General features: G+C 46.9%; 19 protein-coding genes. 7 read left to right on the top strand and 12 right to left on the bottom strand.

The features are described 5' to 3' along the window. The first annotated feature begins 52 nt into the window (after positions 1–52). Together AC1MEO_RS14765 and AC1MEO_RS14760 are read left to right on the top strand one after the other, a co-directional pair. Complete coding sequence (locus AC1MEO_RS14765; RefSeq protein WP_480331640.1) at positions 53–2,443, top strand: putative bifunctional diguanylate cyclase/phosphodiesterase; 2,391 nt, start codon at positions 53–55, stop codon at positions 2,441–2,443. A 264-nt stretch (positions 2,444–2,707) separates the two neighbouring features. Further along, complete coding sequence (locus AC1MEO_RS14760; RefSeq protein ID WP_480331639.1) at positions 2,708–5,098, top strand: putative bifunctional diguanylate cyclase/phosphodiesterase; 2,391 nt, start codon at positions 2,708–2,710, stop codon at positions 5,096–5,098. A 66-nt stretch (positions 5,099–5,164) separates the two neighbouring features. Here AC1MEO_RS14760 and AC1MEO_RS14755 read toward each other — a convergent pair whose 3' ends face one another. From AC1MEO_RS14755 to zwf, 8 genes are all read right to left on the bottom strand, one after another. Continuing rightward, positions 5,165–5,770, bottom strand: a complete 606-nt coding sequence (locus AC1MEO_RS14755; RefSeq protein ID WP_480331638.1) for a flavin reductase family protein — start codon at positions 5,768–5,770, stop codon at positions 5,165–5,167. A 449-nt stretch (positions 5,771–6,219) separates the two neighbouring features. Continuing rightward, the gene (locus tag AC1MEO_RS14750) at positions 6,220–6,825 is read right to left on the bottom strand and encodes an NADPH-dependent FMN reductase (protein ID WP_480331637.1); all 606 of its coding nucleotides are present in this window, start codon (positions 6,823–6,825) and stop codon (positions 6,220–6,222) included. Between the two features lie 15 nt (positions 6,826–6,840). Next, positions 6,841–7,824, bottom strand: a complete 984-nt coding sequence (locus AC1MEO_RS14745; RefSeq protein WP_480331635.1) for a ring-cleaving dioxygenase — start codon at positions 7,822–7,824, stop codon at positions 6,841–6,843. Between the two features lie 68 nt (positions 7,825–7,892). Next, the gene (locus AC1MEO_RS14740) at positions 7,893–8,327 is read right to left on the bottom strand and encodes a MarR family winged helix-turn-helix transcriptional regulator (RefSeq protein ID WP_480331633.1); all 435 of its coding nucleotides are present in this window, start codon (positions 8,325–8,327) and stop codon (positions 7,893–7,895) included. Positions 8,328–8,572: 245 nt separating this feature from the next. Further along, a complete protein-coding gene (locus AC1MEO_RS14735; protein WP_480331631.1) occupies positions 8,573–8,911 on the bottom strand; it encodes an ArsR/SmtB family transcription factor in 339 nt (112 codons plus the stop codon). 17 nt (positions 8,912–8,928) lie between these two features. Further along, complete coding sequence (locus AC1MEO_RS14730) at positions 8,929–10,704, bottom strand: SulP family inorganic anion transporter (RefSeq protein WP_480331629.1); 1,776 nt, start codon at positions 10,702–10,704, stop codon at positions 8,929–8,931. A gap of 193 nt (positions 10,705–10,897) precedes the next feature. Beyond that, positions 10,898–11,461 (bottom strand): NADPH-dependent FMN reductase, encoded by a 564-nt coding sequence (locus AC1MEO_RS14725; protein WP_480331628.1) that lies wholly within the window; start codon positions 11,459–11,461, stop codon positions 10,898–10,900. A gap of 157 nt (positions 11,462–11,618) precedes the next feature. After that, positions 11,619–13,136 (bottom strand): glucose-6-phosphate dehydrogenase, encoded by a 1,518-nt coding sequence (zwf, locus tag AC1MEO_RS14720; protein ID WP_480331627.1) that lies wholly within the window; start codon positions 13,134–13,136, stop codon positions 11,619–11,621. 380 nt (positions 13,137–13,516) lie between these two features. Between zwf and hxlA the strand changes: the two genes are divergently transcribed. The 5 genes from hxlA (at position 13,517) to AC1MEO_RS14695 (ending at position 16,735) form a co-directional block, all read left to right on the top strand. Continuing rightward, a complete protein-coding gene (hxlA, locus tag AC1MEO_RS14715; RefSeq protein ID WP_480331625.1) occupies positions 13,517–14,158 on the top strand; it encodes a 3-hexulose-6-phosphate synthase in 642 nt (213 codons plus the stop codon). 1 nt (position 14,159) lies between these two features. Continuing rightward, a complete protein-coding gene (gene hxlB, locus AC1MEO_RS14710; protein WP_480331624.1) occupies positions 14,160–14,714 on the top strand; it encodes a 6-phospho-3-hexuloisomerase in 555 nt (184 codons plus the stop codon). 170 nt (positions 14,715–14,884) lie between these two features. Beyond that, positions 14,885–15,505: a cyclase family protein gene (locus AC1MEO_RS14705; RefSeq protein ID WP_480331623.1), complete on the top strand. Its 621-nt coding sequence runs from the start codon at positions 14,885–14,887 to the stop codon at positions 15,503–15,505. Positions 15,506–15,549: 44 nt separating this feature from the next. After that, positions 15,550–16,410, top strand: coding sequence for a Cof-type HAD-IIB family hydrolase (locus tag AC1MEO_RS14700; protein ID WP_480331622.1), 861 nt, complete (start codon positions 15,550–15,552; stop codon positions 16,408–16,410). Further along, a complete protein-coding gene (locus AC1MEO_RS14695; RefSeq protein ID WP_480331620.1) occupies positions 16,382–16,735 on the top strand; it encodes a winged helix-turn-helix transcriptional regulator in 354 nt (117 codons plus the stop codon). The genes AC1MEO_RS14700 and AC1MEO_RS14695 overlap by 29 nt, the downstream gene beginning before the upstream one ends. Positions 16,736–16,864: 129 nt before the next feature. Here AC1MEO_RS14695 and AC1MEO_RS14690 read toward each other — a convergent pair whose 3' ends face one another. The 4 genes from AC1MEO_RS14690 to AC1MEO_RS14675 all read right to left on the bottom strand — a co-directional run bounded on the left by AC1MEO_RS14690 (position 16,865) and on the right by AC1MEO_RS14675 (position 21,371). Beyond that, entirely contained in the window at positions 16,865–17,710 is an 846-nt protein-coding gene (locus AC1MEO_RS14690; RefSeq protein WP_480331619.1) for an ABC transporter permease, read from the bottom strand. Continuing rightward, positions 17,707–18,705 carry an ATP-binding cassette domain-containing protein gene (locus AC1MEO_RS14685; RefSeq protein WP_480331618.1) on the bottom strand — a complete coding sequence of 333 codons (999 nt, stop codon included), beginning with the start codon at positions 18,703–18,705 and terminating at the stop codon, positions 17,707–17,709. The genes AC1MEO_RS14690 and AC1MEO_RS14685 overlap by 4 nt, the downstream gene beginning before the upstream one ends. A gap of 424 nt (positions 18,706–19,129) precedes the next feature. Continuing rightward, positions 19,130–20,320 carry a macrolide family glycosyltransferase gene (locus AC1MEO_RS14680; protein ID WP_480331617.1) on the bottom strand — a complete coding sequence of 397 codons (1,191 nt, stop codon included), beginning with the start codon at positions 20,318–20,320 and terminating at the stop codon, positions 19,130–19,132. A gap of 307 nt (positions 20,321–20,627) precedes the next feature. Further along, positions 20,628–21,371, bottom strand: a complete 744-nt coding sequence (locus AC1MEO_RS14675) for an SDR family NAD(P)-dependent oxidoreductase (protein WP_480331615.1) — start codon at positions 21,369–21,371, stop codon at positions 20,628–20,630. Positions 21,372–21,576 lie beyond the last annotated feature (205 nt).

The raw sequence follows: 21,576 nt of genomic DNA, 5'->3' as shown, positions 1-21,576 counted from the left end.
CAGAATTCTATAAATTCAGATTTATTAAGACAATTCCGCTATTCCAAATGAGGTGAAAAGCATCACTTTTTCCACTACCCAAAAGTTATTTTCCTGTTATATCGTTTTTCATATAACCATCTACTATGCCTGGATTCTCCTCGGTGACAGCAGCCATTCGCTGGGCATCAACCTGATTTCATTGCTGGCTCCGCTGGTCGCTGGAACTGTTCTTTTCATCGTCTATTTGAAATCGCTGGGCAAAGGCTATTTCTGGCTGCTGGTTTCACTGGGGTGCTTCAGTAATGCCGTTGCCAAAGGCATTTGGCTGTACAGCCACAACATCGCCCTTTCGGAAGTCAACTACCCCCAGTGGTCGGATCTGTTTTATATCCTTCATATCGCACTTTATTTATCGGCATTCGCTTATCAGCTCTGGCAGGAAAAAGAAAACTCCTATCAAATCAAGTTTCTTTTTGATATGGCCATCATCGTCGTTGTATTTACGGCGCTCAGCTGGCATTTCCTGATTCAGCCGCTGCTGTTATCGGATTCTGCATCTCCCCTGCCATTTGCGTTATCAATCGGTTATCCGGTGGGGGATCTATTGCTGCTGTTCGGTGCTGTCAGCTTCTACATCGGCTCGGCCCACTTTTTCCCCCGCCGCGTGCTGGCTTTGATCATTGCGAGTTTGATTGTCCAAGTCTTTGCGGATACTCTCTACCTCTACTCAAAGATTGCCGACAGCTACGCTGCAGGAACGCTTTATGATCCGCTATGGTCCCTCGCTCTTCTGCTGATGGCGCTTGCCGGTTTGCATGCCCTTGAAACGGAAGGGGAAAAAGTTCCAATCCCAACTTATGAACCCGCTGACGGACGGATTTCCATGCGCATGCTGCTTCCTTATTTCAGCCTGGTGCTGCTGTTTGCCATCATGGTTGCCGAGCAGAAAAGCGACATGAACGGATTGATTGCCGGAGCCGGCGCATCGGTTATTTTGACTATCAGGAGGCAGGTCTTCACGCTGCGGGACAACCGGAAACTGTTGTTCAGATACCACCAGCTGACTTCTGCACTTGAGCAAAAAATCAAACAGCGAACAGTGGAAGTCACTTCCAAGAACGAACAGCTGGAAGAGGCCATCCATCAAATGAAGCACATGGCCTACCACGATGTGTTGAGCGGCTTGCCAAACAGAAGGCTGTTTCTGGAAAAACTGGAATCTGCGATAACCGATGCCAAAAACAGTTCACAGAAACTCGCTGTCGTCTTCATCGATCTGGACCGTTTCAAAAATATTAACGATACATTCGGCCATGAATTCGGGGATTTATTGCTGCAGGGATTTTCACAAAAAATCAAAGAAAACCTGCGCTGCAATGACATCATTTCCCGACAGGGCGGCGATGAATTCACCCTGATCCTGAACAATATTTATGCCGAAAAAGATATTGCGCCGATGATTCACAGGCTGCAGGCGTCCCTCGCAGAGCCGCTGACCATCAATGGACAGCAGCTGCATATCTCCATGAGCATCGGCATCGCGGTCTATCCCAAAGACGGAGAGACGACAGATGAATTGCTGAAGCATGCCGACAGTGCCATGTACAGTGCCAAGGAAAAAGGCAAAAACAACTACCAGTTCTTTTCAGATGACATGGCTTTCACCGCTTCCCGAAAAATAGCACTGGAAAACGATATGCGACATGCCATTGCCAACGGAGAATTCATCCTGCATTACCAGCCGCAGATTCGGACCGCAACAGGCGAAGTCATCGGCATGGAAGCCTTGATCCGCTGGCAGACAGCAGACGGCCGCATCATTTCTCCGGGAGAATTCATTCCCCTGGCGGAAGAGACCCGTTTGATTCTGCCCATCGGTGAATGGGTGCTTTCTACAGCCTGCGAGCAGGCAAAGAAATGGCATGACTCGGGCTATCCCGAGTTGAAACTGGCTGTCAACTTGTCCCCTCTTCAGTTTCTGCATGATGACTTGATGGGTACGGTCCGGCAGGCGCTGGAAAAGACAGGCTTTTCCGCGTCCTCGTTGGAACTGGAGATCACGGAAAGCGTCGCTGTCGATGATGCGGAAAAGGCAATTTCCCGGATGCAGGCATTAAGAGAGTTGGGTGTGCGGATTGCCATCGATGATTTCGGCACCGGTTATTCCTCGCTGAGCTACCTAAAACGGTTTCCGCTCAACAACCTGAAGATCGCCCAGCCGTTCGTTCAGGACATGGCCACCAATTCTCACGACAAATCACTGGTCAAAGCCATGATTTTCATCGCCCATAGCCTGGATATGCTGGTCATCGCAGAAGGCGTGGAAACTGAAGAACAGCTGGACTTGCTGAAACGGCTGGACTGTGATGAAATCCAGGGCTACCTTTTCAGCAAACCGCTGACAGCCGAAAAGTTTTCAGAGCTTCTAGTGAATGGACCCTCTTCGCTGAAATTGGTTTAGCAAATTTGGAGTCAAAAAGAAGGAAAGACGCTGTCTGACAAGCGCCTTTCCTTCTTTTTGTCTTGTTATTTTTTTATTTCGGCCTATCCAGTGGATTCTCTTTTGTGAACATAAGTTAATACATTTTCACTTAATTGTTATTATCTGTAATATGCTTGTTTCTTTTATCCCTAAAGTTCTCTATAATGAAATCAAATATCAACAAAATCTTTAGATTCGGAATTTTTTATGTATTTTTTTATTTTGACTGAGGTGAAAACTATCATGCTTTCCCATGCAAAAAAACTGTTTGCAGTTTATATCTTTTTTCATATCGTCTTCTACTATGCCTGGATTTTTTTCATTGGCAGCAGTAACAGTATATATGTTCCGGGCATCAACCTCATTTCCTGGCTGGCTCCCCTTATTGCCAGTATCATGCTTTTTATCGTCTATCTGAAGTCCCATAACTCAGACCGTTATTTCTGGCTGCTGGCTTCATTGGGATGTTTCAGCTATACCATCGCTGAAAGCATCTGGCTATACAGCCACAGCATCTCCCGTATAGGAGTCAGCTACCCCGGATGGCCGGACCTTTTTTATTTTCTCCAAATCTTTTTCTATTTAGCGGCATTTGCGTACCACATCTGGAAAAAAAAGGATAACTCCTATCAGATTAAGTTTCTTTTTGACATGGCGATCATCATCGCGGTGTTTACGGCGCTCAGTTGGCATTTTCTGATTCAACATCTAATCTCAGGAGAGCCTGTTTCCCCGGTTCTGATTGCCGTCTCAATTGGTTATCCTTTCGGGGATTTGTTGCTGCTGTTTGGCGTGATCAGCTTCTACATTGGTTCGGCCGACTTTTTTCAGCGGCGCGTGGTGACTTTGATCGCTGCCGGTTTAATCATCCAGGTCTTTGCGGACACTCTTTATCTCTATTCAACCATTGCAAACAGCTATAGTGTCGGAATGTTTTATGACCCTCTGTGGTCTCTCAGTCTGCTGCTGATGGCGCTTGCCGGTTTGTATGCACTTGAAACAAAAGGCCAAACAATTTCAATAGCTGCTCCTTCATCCGCCGATTGCCGGATCTCCCTGCGCCTGATGATGCCTTATCTCTGCATGGTGGTGTTGTTCATCGTCATGATTTTTGAGCAGAAAGGCGATATGAATGCCTTGATTGCCGGAGCGGGCGCATCGGTCATTTTAATCATTACGAGGCAGATCTTCACCCTGCGGGACAACCAGAAACTGTTGTTCAGATACCATCAGCTGACTTCCGTACTCGAGCATAAAATTGAACAGCGAACAGTGGAAGTCACCTCCAAAAACGAACAGCTGGAAAAAGCCGTCCAACAGATGAAACATATGGCCTATCACGATGTGTTGAGCGGCTTGCCAAACAGAAGGCTGTTTCTGAAAAAACTGGAATCCGCGATAACGGATGCCAAAAACAGTTCACAGAAACTCGCGGTCGTCTTCATCGATCTGGACCGCTTTAAAAACGTCAATGACTCTTTCGGCCATGAGTTCGGGGATTTATTGCTGCAGGGATTTTCACAAAAAATCAAAGAAAACCTGCGCTCCAATGACATCATTTCCCGACAGGGCGGCGATGAATTCACGTTGATTTTAAACAATATTCATGCGGAACAAGATATTGCACCAATGATCCACAGGCTGCAGGCGTCCCTTGCAGAGCCGCTGACCATCAAGGGACAGCAGCTGCATATCTCGATGAGCATCGGCATCGCAATCTATCCCAAAGACGGGGAGACGACGGATAAATTGCTGAAGCACGCTGACAATGCCATGTACAGTGCCAAGGAAAAAGGCAAAAACAACTACCAGTTCTTTTCAGACGATATGGTCTTTACCGCTGCACGAAAAATTGCACTGGAAAACGATTTGCGCCGCGCTCTAACCAATAAAGAATTCATCCTGCATTACCAGCCGCAGATCCATACCGAAACAGGTGAAATCACCGGTATGGAAGCTTTGATCCGCTGGCAGACAGCAGACGGCCGCATCATTTCTCCGGGTGAGTTCATCCCCCTGGCAGAGGAAACCCGTTTGATCCTGCCCATCGGTGAATGGGTGCTTTCTACGGCCTGCGAGCAGGCGAAGAAATGGCATGACCAGGGCTATCCCGAGTTGAAACTGGCTGTCAACTTATCTCCTCTTCAATTTCTGCATGATGACTTGATGGACACGGTGCGTCAGGCGCTGGAGAAGTCCGGTTTTCCAGCGTCTTCTCTCGAGCTGGAAATTACGGAAAGCGTCGCGGTTGGCAACGCAGAAAAAGCCATCTCCCGGATGCAGGCATTAAGGGAGTTGGGTGTACGGATTGCCATCGATGATTTCGGCACCGGTTATTCTTCGCTGAGCTACCTGAAACGGTTTCCGCTCAACAACCTGAAAATCGCCCAGCCATTTGTACAGGACATGGCCACCAATTTCTATGATAAATCACTGGTCGAAGCCATGATTTTCATCGCCCATCGCCTGGATATGTCGGTTATCGCAGAAGGCGTGGAAACCGAGGAGCAGCTGGAATGGCTGAAACGGCTGGACTGTGATGAGATCCAGGGCTACCTTTTCAGCAAACCGCTGTCAGCCGAGAAATTTTCAGAGCTTCTCGTGAATAGGCCAACTTCGCTGAAATTGGTTTAGCGGATCTTCTGTAAATCTATAGACAAAAGGAGGAAAGGCGCTTGTCAGACAGCGTCTTTCCTCCTTTTATTTCGGTCGTTCCAGCGAAAAAATCTCTCCGATGGCAGCATAGTTGGTCCCGGCCAGCCGGCTGACTGCACCCAGGCCTCTTGGGTCGATGCGGCCGTTTTCGTAAATGGCCTCATCCACATGGAACTGGACAATTTTGCCGATGAACAAATCACTGCCGGGGCCGTCGCCGCCCAGCTGCACGGATTCCACCAACCGGCATTCCATTCGGATTTTCGATTCCTGGACGCCCGGAACCGAAACCACTGCACTTGGCACCTGGGTCAGGCCCGCCATGTCCACTTCACTTTCCGACGGCGGCAAGGAAGCCGCGGTTTCATTGATTTTCCCGACATTGTCGCGGTCCACAATATGCACCACAAATTCTCCATTCGCATAAATATTGCGTGCCGTATCTTTTCGCCCACCCGCCGGCCGTTGAATCGACAGCGAGACCATCGGCGGGTTGGAGGAGACGATGTTGAAATAGCTGAACGGCGCACCGTTCACCACGCCCGGCTCTGATTGCGTCGTGACGAATGCGATGGGACGTGGGATGATCGAGCCGATCAACAGCTTATAGTTGTCGCGTTCCCCGTTTTGTTCCGGATCAATTAGAATCATCTTTACCTGCTCCTTTTCTGATGGATTATGTTGAATTAAAAGCTTGCTTTCATTATTCGCTTCGGTCGCATTGACACAGCTCCTGCAAGAAAGCCGAGTAGAACACTTATCTTATTGCTCCATTCGGCGTTCGCCTGCTCCTAAGCCGTACCGGCGCTGGAGAGTTCTCATAGATATGGAGCAAAACAGCGAAGACTCTATCCCTATCCATAGCCTAGCTTTAAAAATCGTGCTCCTTCGTGCTGCGCACTACGTCGCAAAGACATTTTCCTCGCAAGCTACGGCTAATGTCTTCGGAGCTGTTTTGCGGAATATAGGTTAAGATAAACCATTAGTTTAACTTGTTATAGCTTACTTACCTTATCCATTCCCTCTACATCTACATTGTAGCTAAAAAAACAGAATGTGCGGATGTTCCTGCACATTCTGTTATTGGATTGATATTCGGATTAGCGGATTGTTTTCAATGCCGTTGACCACGGGATGACCTGATCCAGCATCTGGTTCACTGAATCTGCCTGGACCGGTGCTGCTTTCAATTCCGCTCCGTTTTCGAAGTCCGTGAACAGCGACAACGCCGGGTGGACGCGGACGTCTGCTACAGACAATTCGCCCAGGATACCGCGCAAATGTTCTGCTGCACGTGCACCGCCGACGGAACCGTAAGAGACGATCCCTGCCGCTTTGTTGTTCCATTCGACGCGCAGGTAATCAAGTGCATTTTTCAATGACCCTGTGATCGAGTGGTTGTATTCCTGTGCGATAAAGACGAAACCGTCCTGTTTCGCGACTGCTTCGGACCAGGCACCTGCGCCTGAAGCGTCTCCGCCAGTTTCCCCAAGCAATGGCAATTTATAGTCCGCAATGTCGATGATTGTATAGTTCGCGTCTCCGCGTTTGTCTGCCAAATCTTTGACCCAGTTTCCTACCTGTGGGCTTAAGCGCCCTTCGCGTGTTGATCCTAAGATGATGCCGATGTTCAATTTTGTCATTGGTGTTTCCTCCTCTGGTTGGTTTTCTTGCGATGTTCCGAATAATCTACTGAAAATGCTCATATTATTTCCCCCTGCTTACAGATATTCTTTTTCGATGGTGCGTGTGCTGCGGACGGTATCGATCGGCCGTACCAGGTTTTCAATCTGGTCGCGTTTCGGCTCCAGGAATGGCGGCAAGGATAAGTTTTCCCCTAAGGTTTCGTAAGGCTCATCGCCCATGAAGCCCGGTCCATCCGTGGCCCATTCAAACAGGATGCCTTGTCCAACCCGGACATAAAGCGACTCGAAGAAGAAACGGTCGACGTAGCCGGATGTACCAAATCCAAGGTTTTGCATGCGGTCGATCCATTCTTTCAGGACACTTGTATCTTCCACGCGGAATGCAGCGTGGTGGACAGTGCCGAAGCCCTGGCGTCCCGACGGCAATAGTTTATTGTGCTCGACGATCACTTGTGCGCCATTTCCGCCTTCGCCTACTTCGAACAAGTAGAAGGAACCTTCTTTTGCGACTTGGCGCATCAGCATGGCTTTTTCCAATACTTCTTTGAACGAATCGAATTCCGCGATACGGATGTGGATCGGCCCAAGTCCTGTGATGGCGAATTCCAATGGCACCGGTCCATTCTGCCATGGTGTGCCGGCTGCCACTCCTTCATTGTGTTCATCCGATACCAACATGTACTGCTGGTCATCGAAATCGACGAACGACAAGGTTTTCTTGCCGAAAACATCCTGGATGCCTTTATGTTTGACTTCGTATTTATCAAAACGTTTGATCCAGTAGCTCAACGCCTCATCCGTCGGTACACGGAACGCAGTCTTGTAGATTTCGTTGGTGCCGTGAGTGCCTTTCGGGATGCCAGGAAAATCGAAGAACGTCATATCGGTTCCGGCCGATCCTTTATCATCGGCGAAGAACAGATGATAGGTCTGGATGTCATCCTGGTTCACGGTTTTCTTGACCAGGCGCATGCCCAGCACATAAGTGAAAAATTCATAGTTTTTTTCGGCGCTGCTGGTGATGGCCGTTACGTGGTGCATTCCTTTTAATTCATTCATAGTATCTCTCCTCAAATAGTAGTAGGTATGATTATTATCTCGATTTCGAGATATAGGATTAAAAAAATTTAAATATCTTGTGATTGATAGCCAATTTTCTTGACGGTTCGGATCATTTCTTCCATTTCCTGCTGGTCCATTCCCTGGAACGCCTGATTGATCACCTGTTCATGCTTCGGAAAAATCTCATCCATCAATTGCCGGCCGCCAGCCGTCAGTTCTGCAAAGGTCACGCGCCGATCTTCCGGACACGCTTTGCGGATGACATAATTTTTAGCCTCCAGCTTATCGACGACGTAGGTGATGCTGCTGCTTGCAATCAACACTTTTTTGCCGATCAGCTGAATCGGCTGCTGTCCTCGGTGGTACAGCAATTCCAGCACCGAAAATTCGGTCGGGTTCAGCCCGTACTGCGCAACATCTTTTTTGATCAATGCGTGAAGAGCGTCGGTTGCCCGCACCAGAACAGTTAATGCTTTCAAGTTGAGATTCGGCATATGCATTTGATTCACCTCATTTACCTTGAATTAATTTATCTTTAATTCGAGATAATCATAACACGGGCATTTTCCGGCGTCAACCATTGGAACCGAATTATCTTTTTCTCCATGGAAGATGCATCTACATTCACGCTCACGGCTTCCACAAATCCCCGATTATTGCATCAGGACGGCAATAAAAAAAAAGGAAATGGGCAACAATCTCCCCATTTCCCTTGAAACAAACGGCCATTCCCGCCTGATTTCTTTTATTCTGTTTTATCCGTGTAATTGAGCCGGTCCAATATCGTGATTTTTTCCGATAGTTGATTATTGAAGATTTTTCTTGCCACATCCAATAATTCAACAATCAGGGGGTCCTGCAAGGAATAGATGACGCGGTTCCCATTCTTGATGCTTGTGACCATATTTCTCGACCTCAAGACGGTCAGTTGCTGCGATACTCTCGATCCTTCACTTTCAGCTAATTGCTGGATTTCATTGACGCCTCTATCTCCTTGCGCCAAAATTTCAAGAATCTGAATCCGGAGCGGATTTGCAAGCGCCTTAAAAAATTCAGACTTGAATTGCTGCATTTCCGTATCCAAAATATCCCCCACCCTCTCTATAGCTGCTTCAAGACTTTTTCTTCCTTATCTGTTTCCATCTGAGGGAATTCGATTCCAGCCGATAGAGCCGTACATTCCTTGAAGGCAAAATGCTCGCAGCCCAAACATTTATTTTTGTCGAGCTGCTTTATGGCAAAGTTGATGGCTTCACCGGTATGTTCAAAGAAATGCTCTTCTCCAGCATAGTCATACAACCCTGTTTTTTTCATTACACTTATCGGATGCGGTTTCATGCCCGAAATCAGGACGATGCCGTGTTTTGAAAAATCCTTGATGATGCTGGACAAATAGGATTCACCTGTTGTATCCATAAACGGAACTTTTCCCATCCTTAATAACAGCACTTTCGGTTTGTAATTGATGGTATTCATAATGGATTGCTCAAACGCCTGAGCTGAACCAAAGAACAAGGGCCCTTCCACATTATAGATACTGATTTGCGGGCAATCGTGGATATCCGTCACCATATGCTCGCCCATTTTTTCATCTTTATGATCCGGGTCGGGCAACACTTTGGCTGTAATAAGCAGTTCACTCATTTGTTTGGTGAATAAAAGGACCGCAAATAACAAACCGACTTCTACAGCGACTGTAAGACTGACAAAAACAGTCAATAAAAAAGTGGCGACCAACACCAGTGAATCTGCTGTTTTGGTTTTCAGCAAGCTTACAAATATATGTCTTTCACTCATATTCCAGGCAACAATCATCAAAACAGGCGCCATGCTGGCCAATGGAATCGTCGACGCATATGGTGCAAAAAGAATCAGCACCAGAAGAACAACCACACCATGGACAATCCCTGAAATAGGAGAAACGGCGCCATTTTTTATATTGGTGGCGGTTCTGGCAATAGCGCCGGTAGCAGGAATACCGCCGAACAAAGGCGTAACCATATTCGCGACCCCTTGCCCCATCAACTCCCGGTTGCTGTTATGCTTTTTGCCGCCGGTCATGCCATCCGCAACTACAGCGGATAATAGGGACTCAATCCCACCCAACATCGCAATGACAAAGGCCGGGCCGATCAGCAGTTGGATCCGTTCGAATGTGACTTCAGGAAAATGGAATTTCGGTAGCGTATTTGAAATTTCCCCGAAAGTTGAACCGATTGTCGCAACTTGGCCTGGGAAAAAAACAGTCGCAACTACAGCGGAAACCAATAAACCGATTAAAGGACCAGGAACTTTCGGCAAAATCTTAGGAGTCAGGATGACCGTAACCAAACAGACGACAGCAGTGAAAATACTGTATAAATTAATCGTTCCAATGTTGAGGAAGATTTCTTTCACATTCGCCAGGAAGGATTCGTGCTTTTCCACACCCGTCAATCCCAGGAAGTTAGCCACCTGGCCTATGAAAATAATGACCGCAATCCCGGATGTAAAGCCGATTGTGACTGGCCGTGGTATATATTTTATCAACGAGCCCAGCTTAAAGATCCCCATTAAGAACAGGATGATGCCGGCCATAAATCCTGCCAACAGCAAACTTTCATACCCATAGGCGATGACGACAGCAAACAGAACCGGGATAAACGCTCCGGTAGGGCCGCCAATCTGAAATTTAGATCCGCCGAATATCGAAATCAGAATACCTGCAATAATTGTTGTGTAGATTCCGTATTCCGGATTCACTCCTGAAGCGATAGCAAAGGCCATGCCCAATGGAATCGCGATAACTCCCACAACTACACCTGCTAAAAGATCTTTTTTGAAGCTTTGGAATGAGTAGCCTGCGTATCTTCCAGTGAAAAGTGACTTCTTCTCCATATAAAGACCTTCTTTTCATTTTATCGCATATCTGATTATTTGAATACTGCGCAAACCAAATATATACCTCATAAAATCAATTGTCAATCTTTCCGGAGTTTCTGCAGCTCTTTTTTTCACAAAAAAATAAGAAAGAGAAGTCCGGACTTTCGGATTTCTCTTTCTTATTGTTTATAACACTATATTGTGTTCTTTATTTATTGCGGAGCGGCTCAAACGCATTGGTCCATGCATTGACCTGATCGAGCAATGTCGTAACAGACTTTCCGTGCACATCTGCCGGCTTGAATTCATTCATATTGACAAAATCCGTAAACAGCGACATTGCTGGATGGGTTCTGACGGAAGCCACTTGCAGCTCCGCTAAGATGATGCGTAAAGCTTCAGCTGCCCGTACACCGCCGGACGAGCCATAGCTGACAATGCCAGCTGCCTTATTGTTCCACTCTATATACAGGTAATCGATGGCATTTTTTAATGCTGAGGTCACGCTGCGATTGTATTCCGGACAAATGAAGACATAGCCATCAAGTTCCGCAATTTTTTTAGCCCACGGAATGGCTTCCGGGGTTTGGTAATCCTGGCTGTAGGCGGCAGAAATCGGCTCTGCGTACATCGGCAAATTGTAATCTTTCAGATCCACGATTTCGTATTCCGCATCTCCGCGTTTGTCCGCAATGCCTTTGACCCATTCCGCGACCTGCAGGCTGTTGCGCCCCGGGCGTGTGCTTCCTGTGATAATACCGATTTTCGTCATGGATAATTTCCTCCTCAATTTGTGATCATGCCTTAGCTCTGTGAACTTTCACTCCTTGATGCCCTTTTATCATAAGGGAAAAATCTCTCAGTTTCAAACGAAATGTCCGAATATTCTTTCAGCATTCAGCTATACAACACCTTTTCCAGGTGAATTGTTACCACCACTTGTGTTGGTCGGCCAGCAATAACTCATCCGCAACTTTCGGGCCTCTTGAACCTGCGGGATAGAAATGCAAAGGCAGCAGGTCTTCTTGGAACGCTTCCAGTACCGGCTGAATCCATTCCCATGACAGTTCCACTTCTTGCCAGTCAGCAAAAAAAGTTGAATTGCCGCGCAATGCGTCATATAGCAGCAGCTCATAGGCTTCCGGCTGGTGTTCTGAGTTGGTGGACAAATTGGTCCAAACAGGTTTGAACTGATTACTGGAAGCATCTTTTAAGTTTATCCGCAGCGAAATGCTGTCATTTGGACTGATTTCAAGCATCACCAAATTGGGAGAGGCTCCTTGCAGTTCGAGTGAATCCATCGCCTTGTTCTCAAACTCGATGACGATTTGTGTCGACTTTGCCTTCATTCGCTTGCCTGTGCGTATATAAAAAGGAATCCCTTTCCACGATGGATGATCGATATCGATTCGTGCTGCAAAATAAGTGTCGTTCTTTGAGAGTTCGCCGACTCCCGGCTCTTCTCTATAGCCGGCAACAGCTGCACCGTCAATTTCTCCAGGCTCGTATTGGCCCCGGACAATGTTCCGGTATGCATTTTCTTTCAGAATCGGCTGAAGAGATTCCATGATTTCGGTCTTTTTAATGCGGCTCTCATTTCCCATGAGGCCATCTGGCAAGTGGATGGCCGTCATCATCACCAGCTGCAAAAGGTGGTTCTGGACCATATCGCGTACAGCTCCTGCATGATCATAATAATCAGCACGGTTTTCCACCCCTACCGTTTCGCTTGCTGTAATTTGGACATTTGAAATTCCATCATGATTCAGCAGCGATCCCAACACCGGATTCGCTAAAACCAAGGTTCTTAGATTCTGGACCATGGGCTTGCCAAGATAGTGGTCAATTCGGTAGATTTCATTTTCATTGAACACTTTTCTCAAATTCTGATTTAATGTTCTTGCCGTTTCCAGATTCTGTCCAAATGGCTTTTCGACAATAAGCCGATTCCATCCCTTGCTTTGCGTTACTCCACTTGTATAAAGGCTCGAAGTGATCACATCGATCAGACTCGGTGCCACAGACAGATAAAACAGCCGATTTTGTGGAATGCCAAGTTCGTTTTCCCTTTCCTCAACAAGCTCGTTCAATTGATGATATGAATCCCGTTCAGTTGCATCAAATATGCCATAGCGGAATTTTTTTAAGAACTCCTGCAAAGAATCCGGTTGTACCGATCTTCTGGAATATGCATGGAGCGCTTTTTCGACTTTCGATTGAAACGCTTCATCTGAATAACTCTTTCTTCCCAACCCGATGATCGAGACCGTTTCCGGCAATTTCTCGTCCAGATATAAATTATAAAGCGCAGGAAACAGTTTTCGCTGAGCTAAATCTCCTGTTGCTCCAAATAACACAAAAGTCATATCTTGCATTACCCATCCTTTTTGGATTTCAACCGGTTCATCTATAAAATTAAATTCTTCTGTCAGACTCTTGGTGACCATATTCAAAACCCTCCCGCTCTATCGATCATGGTTTTCAAACACACCTGATCATAAGCAACAGCTTTCATTATAATGACTTGTATCACTTAATGAAAGTACGCAGTTTGAAAACACATAGTCACAAATACTATACTGTCGAATTCCACTCATAAAAGCTGTTCAGATTCTCTAATGGTTTGCCCCTTGTCTCGGCAAGTGATATAAATAACAAAGTCATCTCCCTTCCATAGTTTTAAAACTTGATACTCCTGCTAATCCCTATGAGCACTGATGGTATACTTTTTGTCAGTATGTGCGATTAAAGTGCGTACTTCACAAAATCAACAGTAGGCCTTACACTGAGCGAGACAGAAAATAAGAAACCGAGGAGATACACATACATGAAATTACAATTAGCTTTAGACTTAGTGGACATTCCACAAGCAATCCAACTGGTTAAAGAAGTAGAGGCGTTTATCGATATCGTTGAAATCGGAACTCCCGTAATCAATAAAGAAGGCTTAAAAGCAGTTTCAGAAATGAAAGCAGCATTTCCAAACCTGGAAGTTCTTGCAGACGTGAAAATTATGGACGCTGCAGCTTATGAAGTATCGAATGCGATTGCTGCAGGTGCGGACATCGTCACAATCCTTGCACAAGCAGAAGATTCTTCAATTAAAGGCGCAGTAGAAGAAGCCAAAAAACAAGGCAAGAAAATCCTGGTGGATATGATTGCCGTAAAAGACATCAAGACACGCGCTGCAGAGCTTGACCTGCTTGGAGCAGATTATATCTGTGTCCACACTGGATACGACTTGCAGGCAGAAGGCAAAGATTCATTCGAAGACCTTCGCACAATCAAAAGCGTCGTGAAAAACGCACGCACAGCTGTAGCTGGCGGCATCAAACTGGAAACATTGCCGGAAGTCATCAAAGCACAACCTGACTTGATCATTGTCGGCGGCGGCATCACAAGCAAAGATGACAAAGGCGCAGAAGCTGAGAAAATCCAGAAGCTGATCAAAGAAAGCGTAATGGCGTAACATGAACACCACAGGCTTTACCGCTGCCATACTGGACGAACTCGAGCGCACCCTTACGCGCATTGATGATGCACAAGCTGAGGAGCTGGTGACCGGCATCCTGCAGGCGAAAAAAGTTTTTGTGGCAGGCGGCGGCCGCTCCGGCTTTATGGCGAAAGCATTCGTCATGCGCATGATGCACGTCGGTCTGGATGCATACGTTGTTGGAGAAACGGTGACGCCGAATTTGGAGCCGGATGATATTTTCATCGTCGGTTCCGGTTCTGGCGAAACCCAAAGCCTTGCAGCGATGACGCAAAAAGCCAAAGCCATCGGTGCAACAGTTGTGGCCATCACAACAAATCCTGAGTCTACAATTGGCAGTCTCGCAGACATCACCATCCCAATCCCTGCTCAAGCAAAAGCAGACGGCACCAGCGGCAAATCCATTCAACCGATGGGCTCGCTGTTTGAGCAGTCGCTTCTTCTTTTCTATGATGCGGTGATTCTGAGATTCATGGACAAAAAAGGGCTCGAATCTGATACCATGTACGGTAGGCACGCTAATTTAGAATAAAAATGAATAAGTCTGAGCCTGAATTGATGAGGCTCAGGCTTATTTTAATTGTTCAGCTGGCATGGCGGGTGCAGACAGTCCTCGAACTCAAGCGTTCCCGCTGGACAGCCGCCTAAATAACGTGGCAAGCTGAAGCTAGTAAACTTTGCAGTAACGGAAGGGTTGATTGGATGAAAATGTATGATGTAACAGGTGAAACGTTTGAAGGTATGGCCGTCTATAAGGACAAACCGGAAAAACAGCCAAAAATAAACCAGCTGACAAACGGCTATGTGACTGAAACGCGCTTGGAGATGGATGTCCATACGGGTACCCATATCGATGCACCGCTTCATATGATTGTAGACGGAGAGACATTTGAATCGATTTCTCTGGACAAGCTTGTGGGTGCGTGCAAAGTGGTGGATGTGACGGGTGTAGAAGGCGGAATTTCAAAAGCCGACCTGAAAAGATTCCAAATTCAAAAAGACGATTTCATTTTGCTGAAAACGAAAAACTCCTTCGAGGAACACTTCAATTTCGATTTTGTTTACCTTGCAGCAGATGGCGCAGACTATCTTGCAGAACTGGGGATTCGGGGAGTTGGAACAGATGCGCTTGGCATCGAAAGAAGCCAGGAAGGCCATCCGACGCACAAGACCTTATTTGCGAATGATATCATCATTATAGAAGGTTTGCGTCTGAAAGAAGTTCAGCAAGGCGACTACTTCATGGTAGCAGCGCCGCTGAAGCTAGTCGGAACGGATGCTGCGCCTGCTAGAGTGCTGCTATTTGAAGACCTGAACTTTTAATCACTTTAGAAACCCGGAAAAAAGGAATTTCAAGGAGAGAGACTATGTATAAAATGATTGCCATCGATCTTGATGGAACACTCTTCACCGATGAGCTGACCATTTCACCAAATACCGTGGCAGCCATCCAACGGGCGATCCGAATGGGCACCGTGGTAACGATTGCTACCGGAAGGATGTTTTCTTCTGCAAAACTCATCGCCGAACAGTTGGGGATCCATGCCCCGCTGATCACGTACCAAGGTGCCATGATCAGAGTCGCAGGCGAAGCGGAAGCATTGTACGAACGCCCTGTCTCCCCTGACATCGCGGAAAAGCTGATCAACATCGCCCGCGAGAAAAACATTCACCTGCAAGTCTATCAGGACGATATTCTTTACGGTGCTGCGGAAACGGATAAGTTGAGTACTTATGCTGAAGCTGTCCAAGTACCGTACACGGTAGAACCGGACCTGATCAGATTGGCCGAAAAAGGATTCACGAAACTGCTCTTTATCGATGAGCCGGAAATTTTGGATCCCCTGCAGCAGGAATTGCAGCTGCTATTCGGAGAGTCTGCCTATATCGCAAAATCAAAGAAAACTTATCTGGAAGTGACACATCCGGAAGCCAATAAAGGAAGTGCCCTTTTGTTCCTGGCGAACAAGCTCGGCATCGACCGTTCGGAAATTATCGGAATCGGTGATAACCACAACGATTCCGAACTTTTGAAAGCAGCCGGTTTCGGGATCGCGATGGGCAATGCAGTCCAGGAAGTGAAAGAACTAGCTGATTACACCTCCCTCTCGAACAACGCTGAAGGCGTACTCCATGCAATCAATAAGTTTATTCTAGAACCGGCGGATGCTGCCGCCACTCAGGAAGGAAGAAAAGAATATGCCCAACTTGGGAGAGAAAAGCTTTAACTGCGAAAAGGAACTGACCCTTTCGATCATCGGCGGAAAGTGGAAGATGCTGATCCTCTGGCATTTAGGCAAAGAAGGCACAAAACGGTTCGGTGAACTGAAAAACCTGATGCCCGGCATCACCCAGCGCATGCTAGTGACTCAATTGCGGGAACTGGAAGAACATTTGATTGTGCACCGTGAAATCTATCCCGTCGTCCCTCCGAAAGTGGAATACTCCCTGACCGATCAAGGAAGAACCCTTATTCCTATTCTTGACTCCATGTATGAATGGGGCAAGGATTATATGGAGAATCACTTGGATACGAAAGTGGAAAACAGCTGAAGGATTAAGTAAAAAGCGGATTGCATTTCTATGCAATCCGCTTTGTTTTATGATTTTTAAATTTTGCAGGTTAAAGTGATGGTGTAAATCGAAATCTAACCGGTCGTTTGGCGGATGACGGTCCACTAGTCACTCTTTGTTTCGATACAAATACATTGTCAGCGGCGCGAAGATTACTACAAAAACAGCGGATACTACGACTACCCAGCCGATTTGCTCCCACGTGCCATTGCCATGCATCAAGCCTCGGACAGCTGTCGCCAGAATCGAGATCGGGTTGATCTGCACAAAGCCCTGCAGCCAGGACGGCAACGTTGCCGGGTCGACGAAAACATTGCTGACAAATGTCAAAGGAAAAATAATCATAAAGCTCATCATCATCAACGATTTTTCAGAACGCATCACGATGCCCGCAGCTGTCCAGATCCAGGAAAAACTGAATGAAAACAGCAGGATGACGAGTACGGCACCGAAAACGCCCATTGCCCCTCCTTCTGGCCGGAAGCCAAGCATAAGCCCCAACCCGATCATAATGGCGGAAGCCAATGAATAGCGGATGACGTCAACGAGCAAGGCACCGACCAACGCAGAAGGCAGCCAAATCGGCAATGTGCGGAATCGGTCGAATATGCCTTTTCGGATATCATTGTTCAAATCGATGCCTGTATACATCGTAATTTGTGAGACGGTCATGACGAGTATTCCTGGCAGCAGAAATTGCAGGTACTCGCCTGTCGATCCTGCAATGGCACCTCCGAACAAATACGTAAACATCAGCAAAAAAATGATCGGAAACACTGTAACATCAAACATCTGCTCAGGGACATGCTTAATCCTCAAAAGCGCCCGCTGTGCAAATGCCATAGTCGAAGCAAAGGCATTTGGCGGGTTTGGCCGTTTACCGGAAGCAATTGCATTCAAGGGATGGACGTCTTCTTCCTGAGTTGAGTTGCCGTGTTCCAACTGCATGCTCATGAGTTCCCCTCCTCCACGTTCGGTTGTTCGTTGACGGATTGCCCGGTCAAGGTCAGGAACACTTTATCAAGGCTCGGCCGGCCAAGTGAAAAATCACTGATGGCAACTCGCTCTCGGGCAAGCACTCCAAGCGCTTCAGCAACAAGAGACGAATCCTGCACTTGTGCACTCAGCGATATTCTATCCGAAGCCACATGAACCGGCGCGCCAATTTTCTCTTCAAGAATGGCTATCGCGCGCTTTCCATCTGCAGCATGAACCAGCTGAACATTTAAGGTACCGCTCCCGACCGAGGCCTTCAGTTCACTGCTGGTTCCTTCCGCAATGATCTTGCCTTGATTGATGACGGCAATTCGATCTGCCAGCTGATCCGCTTCTTCCAAGTTTTGAGTCGTCAGCAACACCGTTGTCCCGGTCTGCACAAGCGCCCGGATAATGTCCCAGACTTGGTTGCGGCTCCGCGGATCCAGTCCGGTCGTCGGTTCATCCAGAAACAATAGATCTGGCGTCACAACAATGCTTGCGGCTATATCAATGCGCCGCCTCATCCCCCCTGAATAATTTTTCACCTGCCGTTTTGCTGCATTTTCCAAACCAAATGCGGCCAGCAATTCCATGGCTCTCTTTTTTGCTTGCTTGGCCGTGTAGCCCATGAGCCTCGAGATCAGCACCAGGTTCTCAATGCCGGTCAAATCTTCATCAATAGAAGCATATTGGCCAGTCAAACTGATGCGGCTTTTGATTGCAGCGCTTTCCTTCTTCAAGTCATGGCCAAAAATGTAAGCATTCCCGCTATCCGGCTGAACGAGCGTCGCAAGCATTCGGATTGTTGTCGTTTTCCCTGCACCATTAGGCCCTAAAAAACCGTATACCATTCCTTTTGGAATAACCAAATCCACACCATCTACAGCACGTTCTTTTCCATATACCTTAACAAGTCCCTTCGCTTCTACAGCCCAATCATTCGTCTGCCGCTTCAACTGTTCATTATCCATGATCCCCACTTCTTTCGTTTTAAGGGTGCACAAGCCAGCATTCTATTGTAACTCTTATTATAACTGAATATTCGGACATTTAAGCCTAAAATGAGGGAACAGAAATCACCTGACAGACACCAGCAATTATTTTGTTTTAGCAAAGCCGAGTTCTAACTCTCTCCCTCATTATAGAACAAGCGTTCTATAATTTCAATGTTAAACAATCTCCCTAAAAAAATATGCACAAATAATTCTGGAGATTTGTGCAAAGAACTTGCCGTGCCGGCACATTCGCTGCTTAGCGGTATTCCAGAATATTGCTAGGCCGAGCATTTGTCTGGATACTCTGCTTCAAAAGATGGTCACTTTGGAAGCAGAGCTGGCTGTGAGAGCCTTACGGAACAAGAGGAGACGTGATTTGACCAGCGCCTCCTCTTGTTTTTCATTTTTCTACGTTCTTTTCCCCGATAGTGTCCAGGATCACTTGTGCGGCTCTGACCGCTCCGCCAGCCCTCTTCAAGGTGCTGGACAGACTTTGGGCATTTTCCTGATAAGACCGATGCGCAAGCACCTCATCCACCGTTCTTTTCAACTCTTGCGGCTGCGTCCCTTTCAGGAAGACGCCTGCGCCCAGCTCAGCCACACGGTCAGCGACCATTCTTTGTTCGCTGTGCTGGGGGAATAGCACCATTGGAACGCCAAAATACAGGCTCTCACTGACACTGTTCATGCCGCAATGGGTAAGGAATACATCGGTTTTTTGCAGTACCGCGATCTGATCGGCCGAATGGTGTATGGTGAAATTTTCCGGGACGGTTCCAAAAGACGACAGGTCCGTTTTTTCACCGACCGACATCACGACTTCGTAGTCTGCGGATGCAAATGCCTCGAGACAATTGCGGTAAAACTTCGGATTCGAGTTCAGGACGGTTCCCAGGGAGATGTAAATCTTCTTTTTGTCTGTTCCACCCTTTTGCTGCGGTGGATGTTCTCTAATAGAAGGTCCCACAAAGGCAAAGCGTCCGGAAAAAGTATCCGCCAATGGCTGGAATTCCTTCGAAGTGTAGACGATGGTGTCCGTATCATTGTCATTTTCGATCAAAGAAACAAAATTCTTCACCTGAAAGCCGTGGCCGTTCAGTTCTTTTATTTTGCGATGGATCTTCGGCATGCCGAGCAGCAGCCGCCACATCTCCGGGAATCCCCGTTTCATCGATTTCGCCGTGTGTTCATTAAAAGCAAATGAAGTGGTCGAACAGATGTAGGGAATCTCCAGTTTGCGAGCGAACAGCTTGCCCCACGCGGCGAGCGAATCCGAGACGATGCAGTCGGGCTGAATTTCCGTCAGTTCCTGAACAGCCTTTTTTTCCAAGGCAATGGTGGTATCGATGATCATTTCAATCAAGGCGCCAAAATCCTTGCCGGCTTTCTTCTCAAGCTCTTTCTCGGTAGCCTTTGGCAAAAACTCATCACAGGCGATAAACACAGCGCCTGCAGCTTCAATCTTTTCCCGGAATTCGGCAAAAGAATAATACCAGACTTGATGGCCTCTCTTCGTCAGTTCCGCCACCACCGGAATGGTCGGATTCGTATGGCCGTGTGCAGGCAATGAAAAAAAGACGATTTTCCTCATTCAGTCCCACTCCTTTGGTTTCGTGTTCTCCAGCTTTTACGGCTCCAAAAAACGCTCCTCTTTTGGGCAGTCGGCTTCTTCATCCGGATTCCAGTTCAGTTGCGGCTTTTGGGGCAACAGCCGACGATTCATAGCGACCATGTTTTATCTTCTTACACCCACTATATACTGGGTTTTCCATGAAATCCATCAACGGTTCGGTCAATTTCCCGTAAAAAATACAAAAGGACCTTCGACACAGTCGAAGGTCTTCAAAACTCTAGAATCGAATTGCTTTAAATTAAGCTCGCGCTATTATATCTGCAGCTTATAGATCTGAAATCATTCCGCCATCCACAACGAATTGTGAACCGGTTGAATAACTTGAATCCTCAGATGCCAAGTAAATCACCAGGTTCGAAACTTCTTCCACTCGTGCACGACGGCGCAGGGGAATATCCTGTTCCAATTTCTTGATGATTTCTGCTACATCGCCTTGTTCAGCCATCGGCGATTCAATAACGCCCGGATGCACTGAATTCACTCGAATGTTGTATTGGCCAAGTTCAGCTGCTGCACCTTTTGTCATTCCGGTAACAGCATGTTTTGAAGCACTATAGGCAATCGCAGTTGGGGCACTGACCAACCCATCAACCGATGAAATATTGACGATTGAACCAACTCCGGCTTTCTTCATATAAGGAAGAACCGCTTTCATTCCCAAAAAGACACCCAGCTCGTCAATTTCGAACGTCAATCTAAAGTCCGCTTCTGTCAAATCTTCCAATAGTTTAAAGATGCCGACGCCGGCATTGTTCACCAATACCGTGACTGGTCCGAATTTTTCTTCCGTCGTTTCCAACACTTCTTTCCAGTTGTCAGCTTTTGACACATCCAGTTTCAATGCCAGTGCATTGTCCCCCAACTCGTCTGCCAGTTTTTGGGCCGCTTCTAAATTGATATCCGTGATGACGACTTTAGCCCCTTCTTCAATAAACATACGTACGTGTGAAGCACCCATTCCTTGTGCTGCACCGGTAATGAGTGCGACTTTGTTTTCCAGTTTTCCCATTATCAAAAACTCCTCTTTGAATCTATTTTTTAGTAGCGATTGATATAAGCACGCTTCTAAAAGCGCTTCCATTACTAGTCTACTCTTGATCTCTTTTTATCTCTAACAAAATGCCTCAGTTTCGAGATATTATATCGATCAAGTCTTGTAATCACCATTGTTCCCAAGAAGCGATCATTTCTTATAACTCTGGATTCACAAGAAA

The sequence above is a fragment of the Planococcus sp. BI3 genome (assembly GCF_056680115.1).
This window is presented reverse-complemented; position numbering and strand designations above follow the sequence as displayed.

What these genes read in the sequence shown, in the direction of transcription:
- AC1MEO_RS14690 (WP_480331619.1), bottom strand. Translation starts at nt 17,710, where the DNA reads ATGAGCATGCAGTTGGAACACGGCAACTCAACTCAGGAAGAAGACGTC.
- AC1MEO_RS14760 (WP_480331639.1), top strand. Translation starts at nt 2,708, where the DNA reads ATGCTTTCCCATGCAAAAAAACTGTTTGCAGTTTATATCTTTTTTCAT.
- hxlB (WP_480331624.1), top strand. Translation starts at nt 14,160, where the DNA reads ATGAACACCACAGGCTTTACCGCTGCCATACTGGACGAACTCGAGCGC.
- AC1MEO_RS14700 (WP_480331622.1), top strand. Translation starts at nt 15,550, where the DNA reads ATGTATAAAATGATTGCCATCGATCTTGATGGAACACTCTTCACCGAT.
- AC1MEO_RS14680 (WP_480331617.1), bottom strand. Translation starts at nt 20,320, where the DNA reads ATGAGGAAAATCGTCTTTTTTTCATTGCCTGCACACGGCCATACGAAT.
- zwf (WP_480331627.1), bottom strand. Translation starts at nt 13,136, where the DNA reads ATGGTCACCAAGAGTCTGACAGAAGAATTTAATTTTATAGATGAACCG.
- hxlA (WP_480331625.1), top strand. Translation starts at nt 13,517, where the DNA reads ATGAAATTACAATTAGCTTTAGACTTAGTGGACATTCCACAAGCAATC.
- AC1MEO_RS14695 (WP_480331620.1), top strand. Translation starts at nt 16,382, where the DNA reads ATGCCCAACTTGGGAGAGAAAAGCTTTAACTGCGAAAAGGAACTGACC.
- AC1MEO_RS14750 (WP_480331637.1), bottom strand. Translation starts at nt 6,825, where the DNA reads ATGAGCATTTTCAGTAGATTATTCGGAACATCGCAAGAAAACCAACCA.
- AC1MEO_RS14685 (WP_480331618.1), bottom strand. Translation starts at nt 18,705, where the DNA reads ATGGATAATGAACAGTTGAAGCGGCAGACGAATGATTGGGCTGTAGAA.
- AC1MEO_RS14725 (WP_480331628.1), bottom strand. Translation starts at nt 11,461, where the DNA reads ATGACGAAAATCGGTATTATCACAGGAAGCACACGCCCGGGGCGCAAC.
- AC1MEO_RS14730 (WP_480331629.1), bottom strand. Translation starts at nt 10,704, where the DNA reads ATGGAGAAGAAGTCACTTTTCACTGGAAGATACGCAGGCTACTCATTC.
- AC1MEO_RS14740 (WP_480331633.1), bottom strand. Translation starts at nt 8,327, where the DNA reads ATGCATATGCCGAATCTCAACTTGAAAGCATTAACTGTTCTGGTGCGG.
- AC1MEO_RS14675 (WP_480331615.1), bottom strand. Translation starts at nt 21,371, where the DNA reads ATGGGAAAACTGGAAAACAAAGTCGCACTCATTACCGGTGCAGCACAA.
- AC1MEO_RS14705 (WP_480331623.1), top strand. Translation starts at nt 14,885, where the DNA reads ATGAAAATGTATGATGTAACAGGTGAAACGTTTGAAGGTATGGCCGTC.
- AC1MEO_RS14755 (WP_480331638.1), bottom strand. Translation starts at nt 5,770, where the DNA reads ATGATTCTAATTGATCCGGAACAAAACGGGGAACGCGACAACTATAAG.
- AC1MEO_RS14745 (WP_480331635.1), bottom strand. Translation starts at nt 7,824, where the DNA reads ATGAATGAATTAAAAGGAATGCACCACGTAACGGCCATCACCAGCAGC.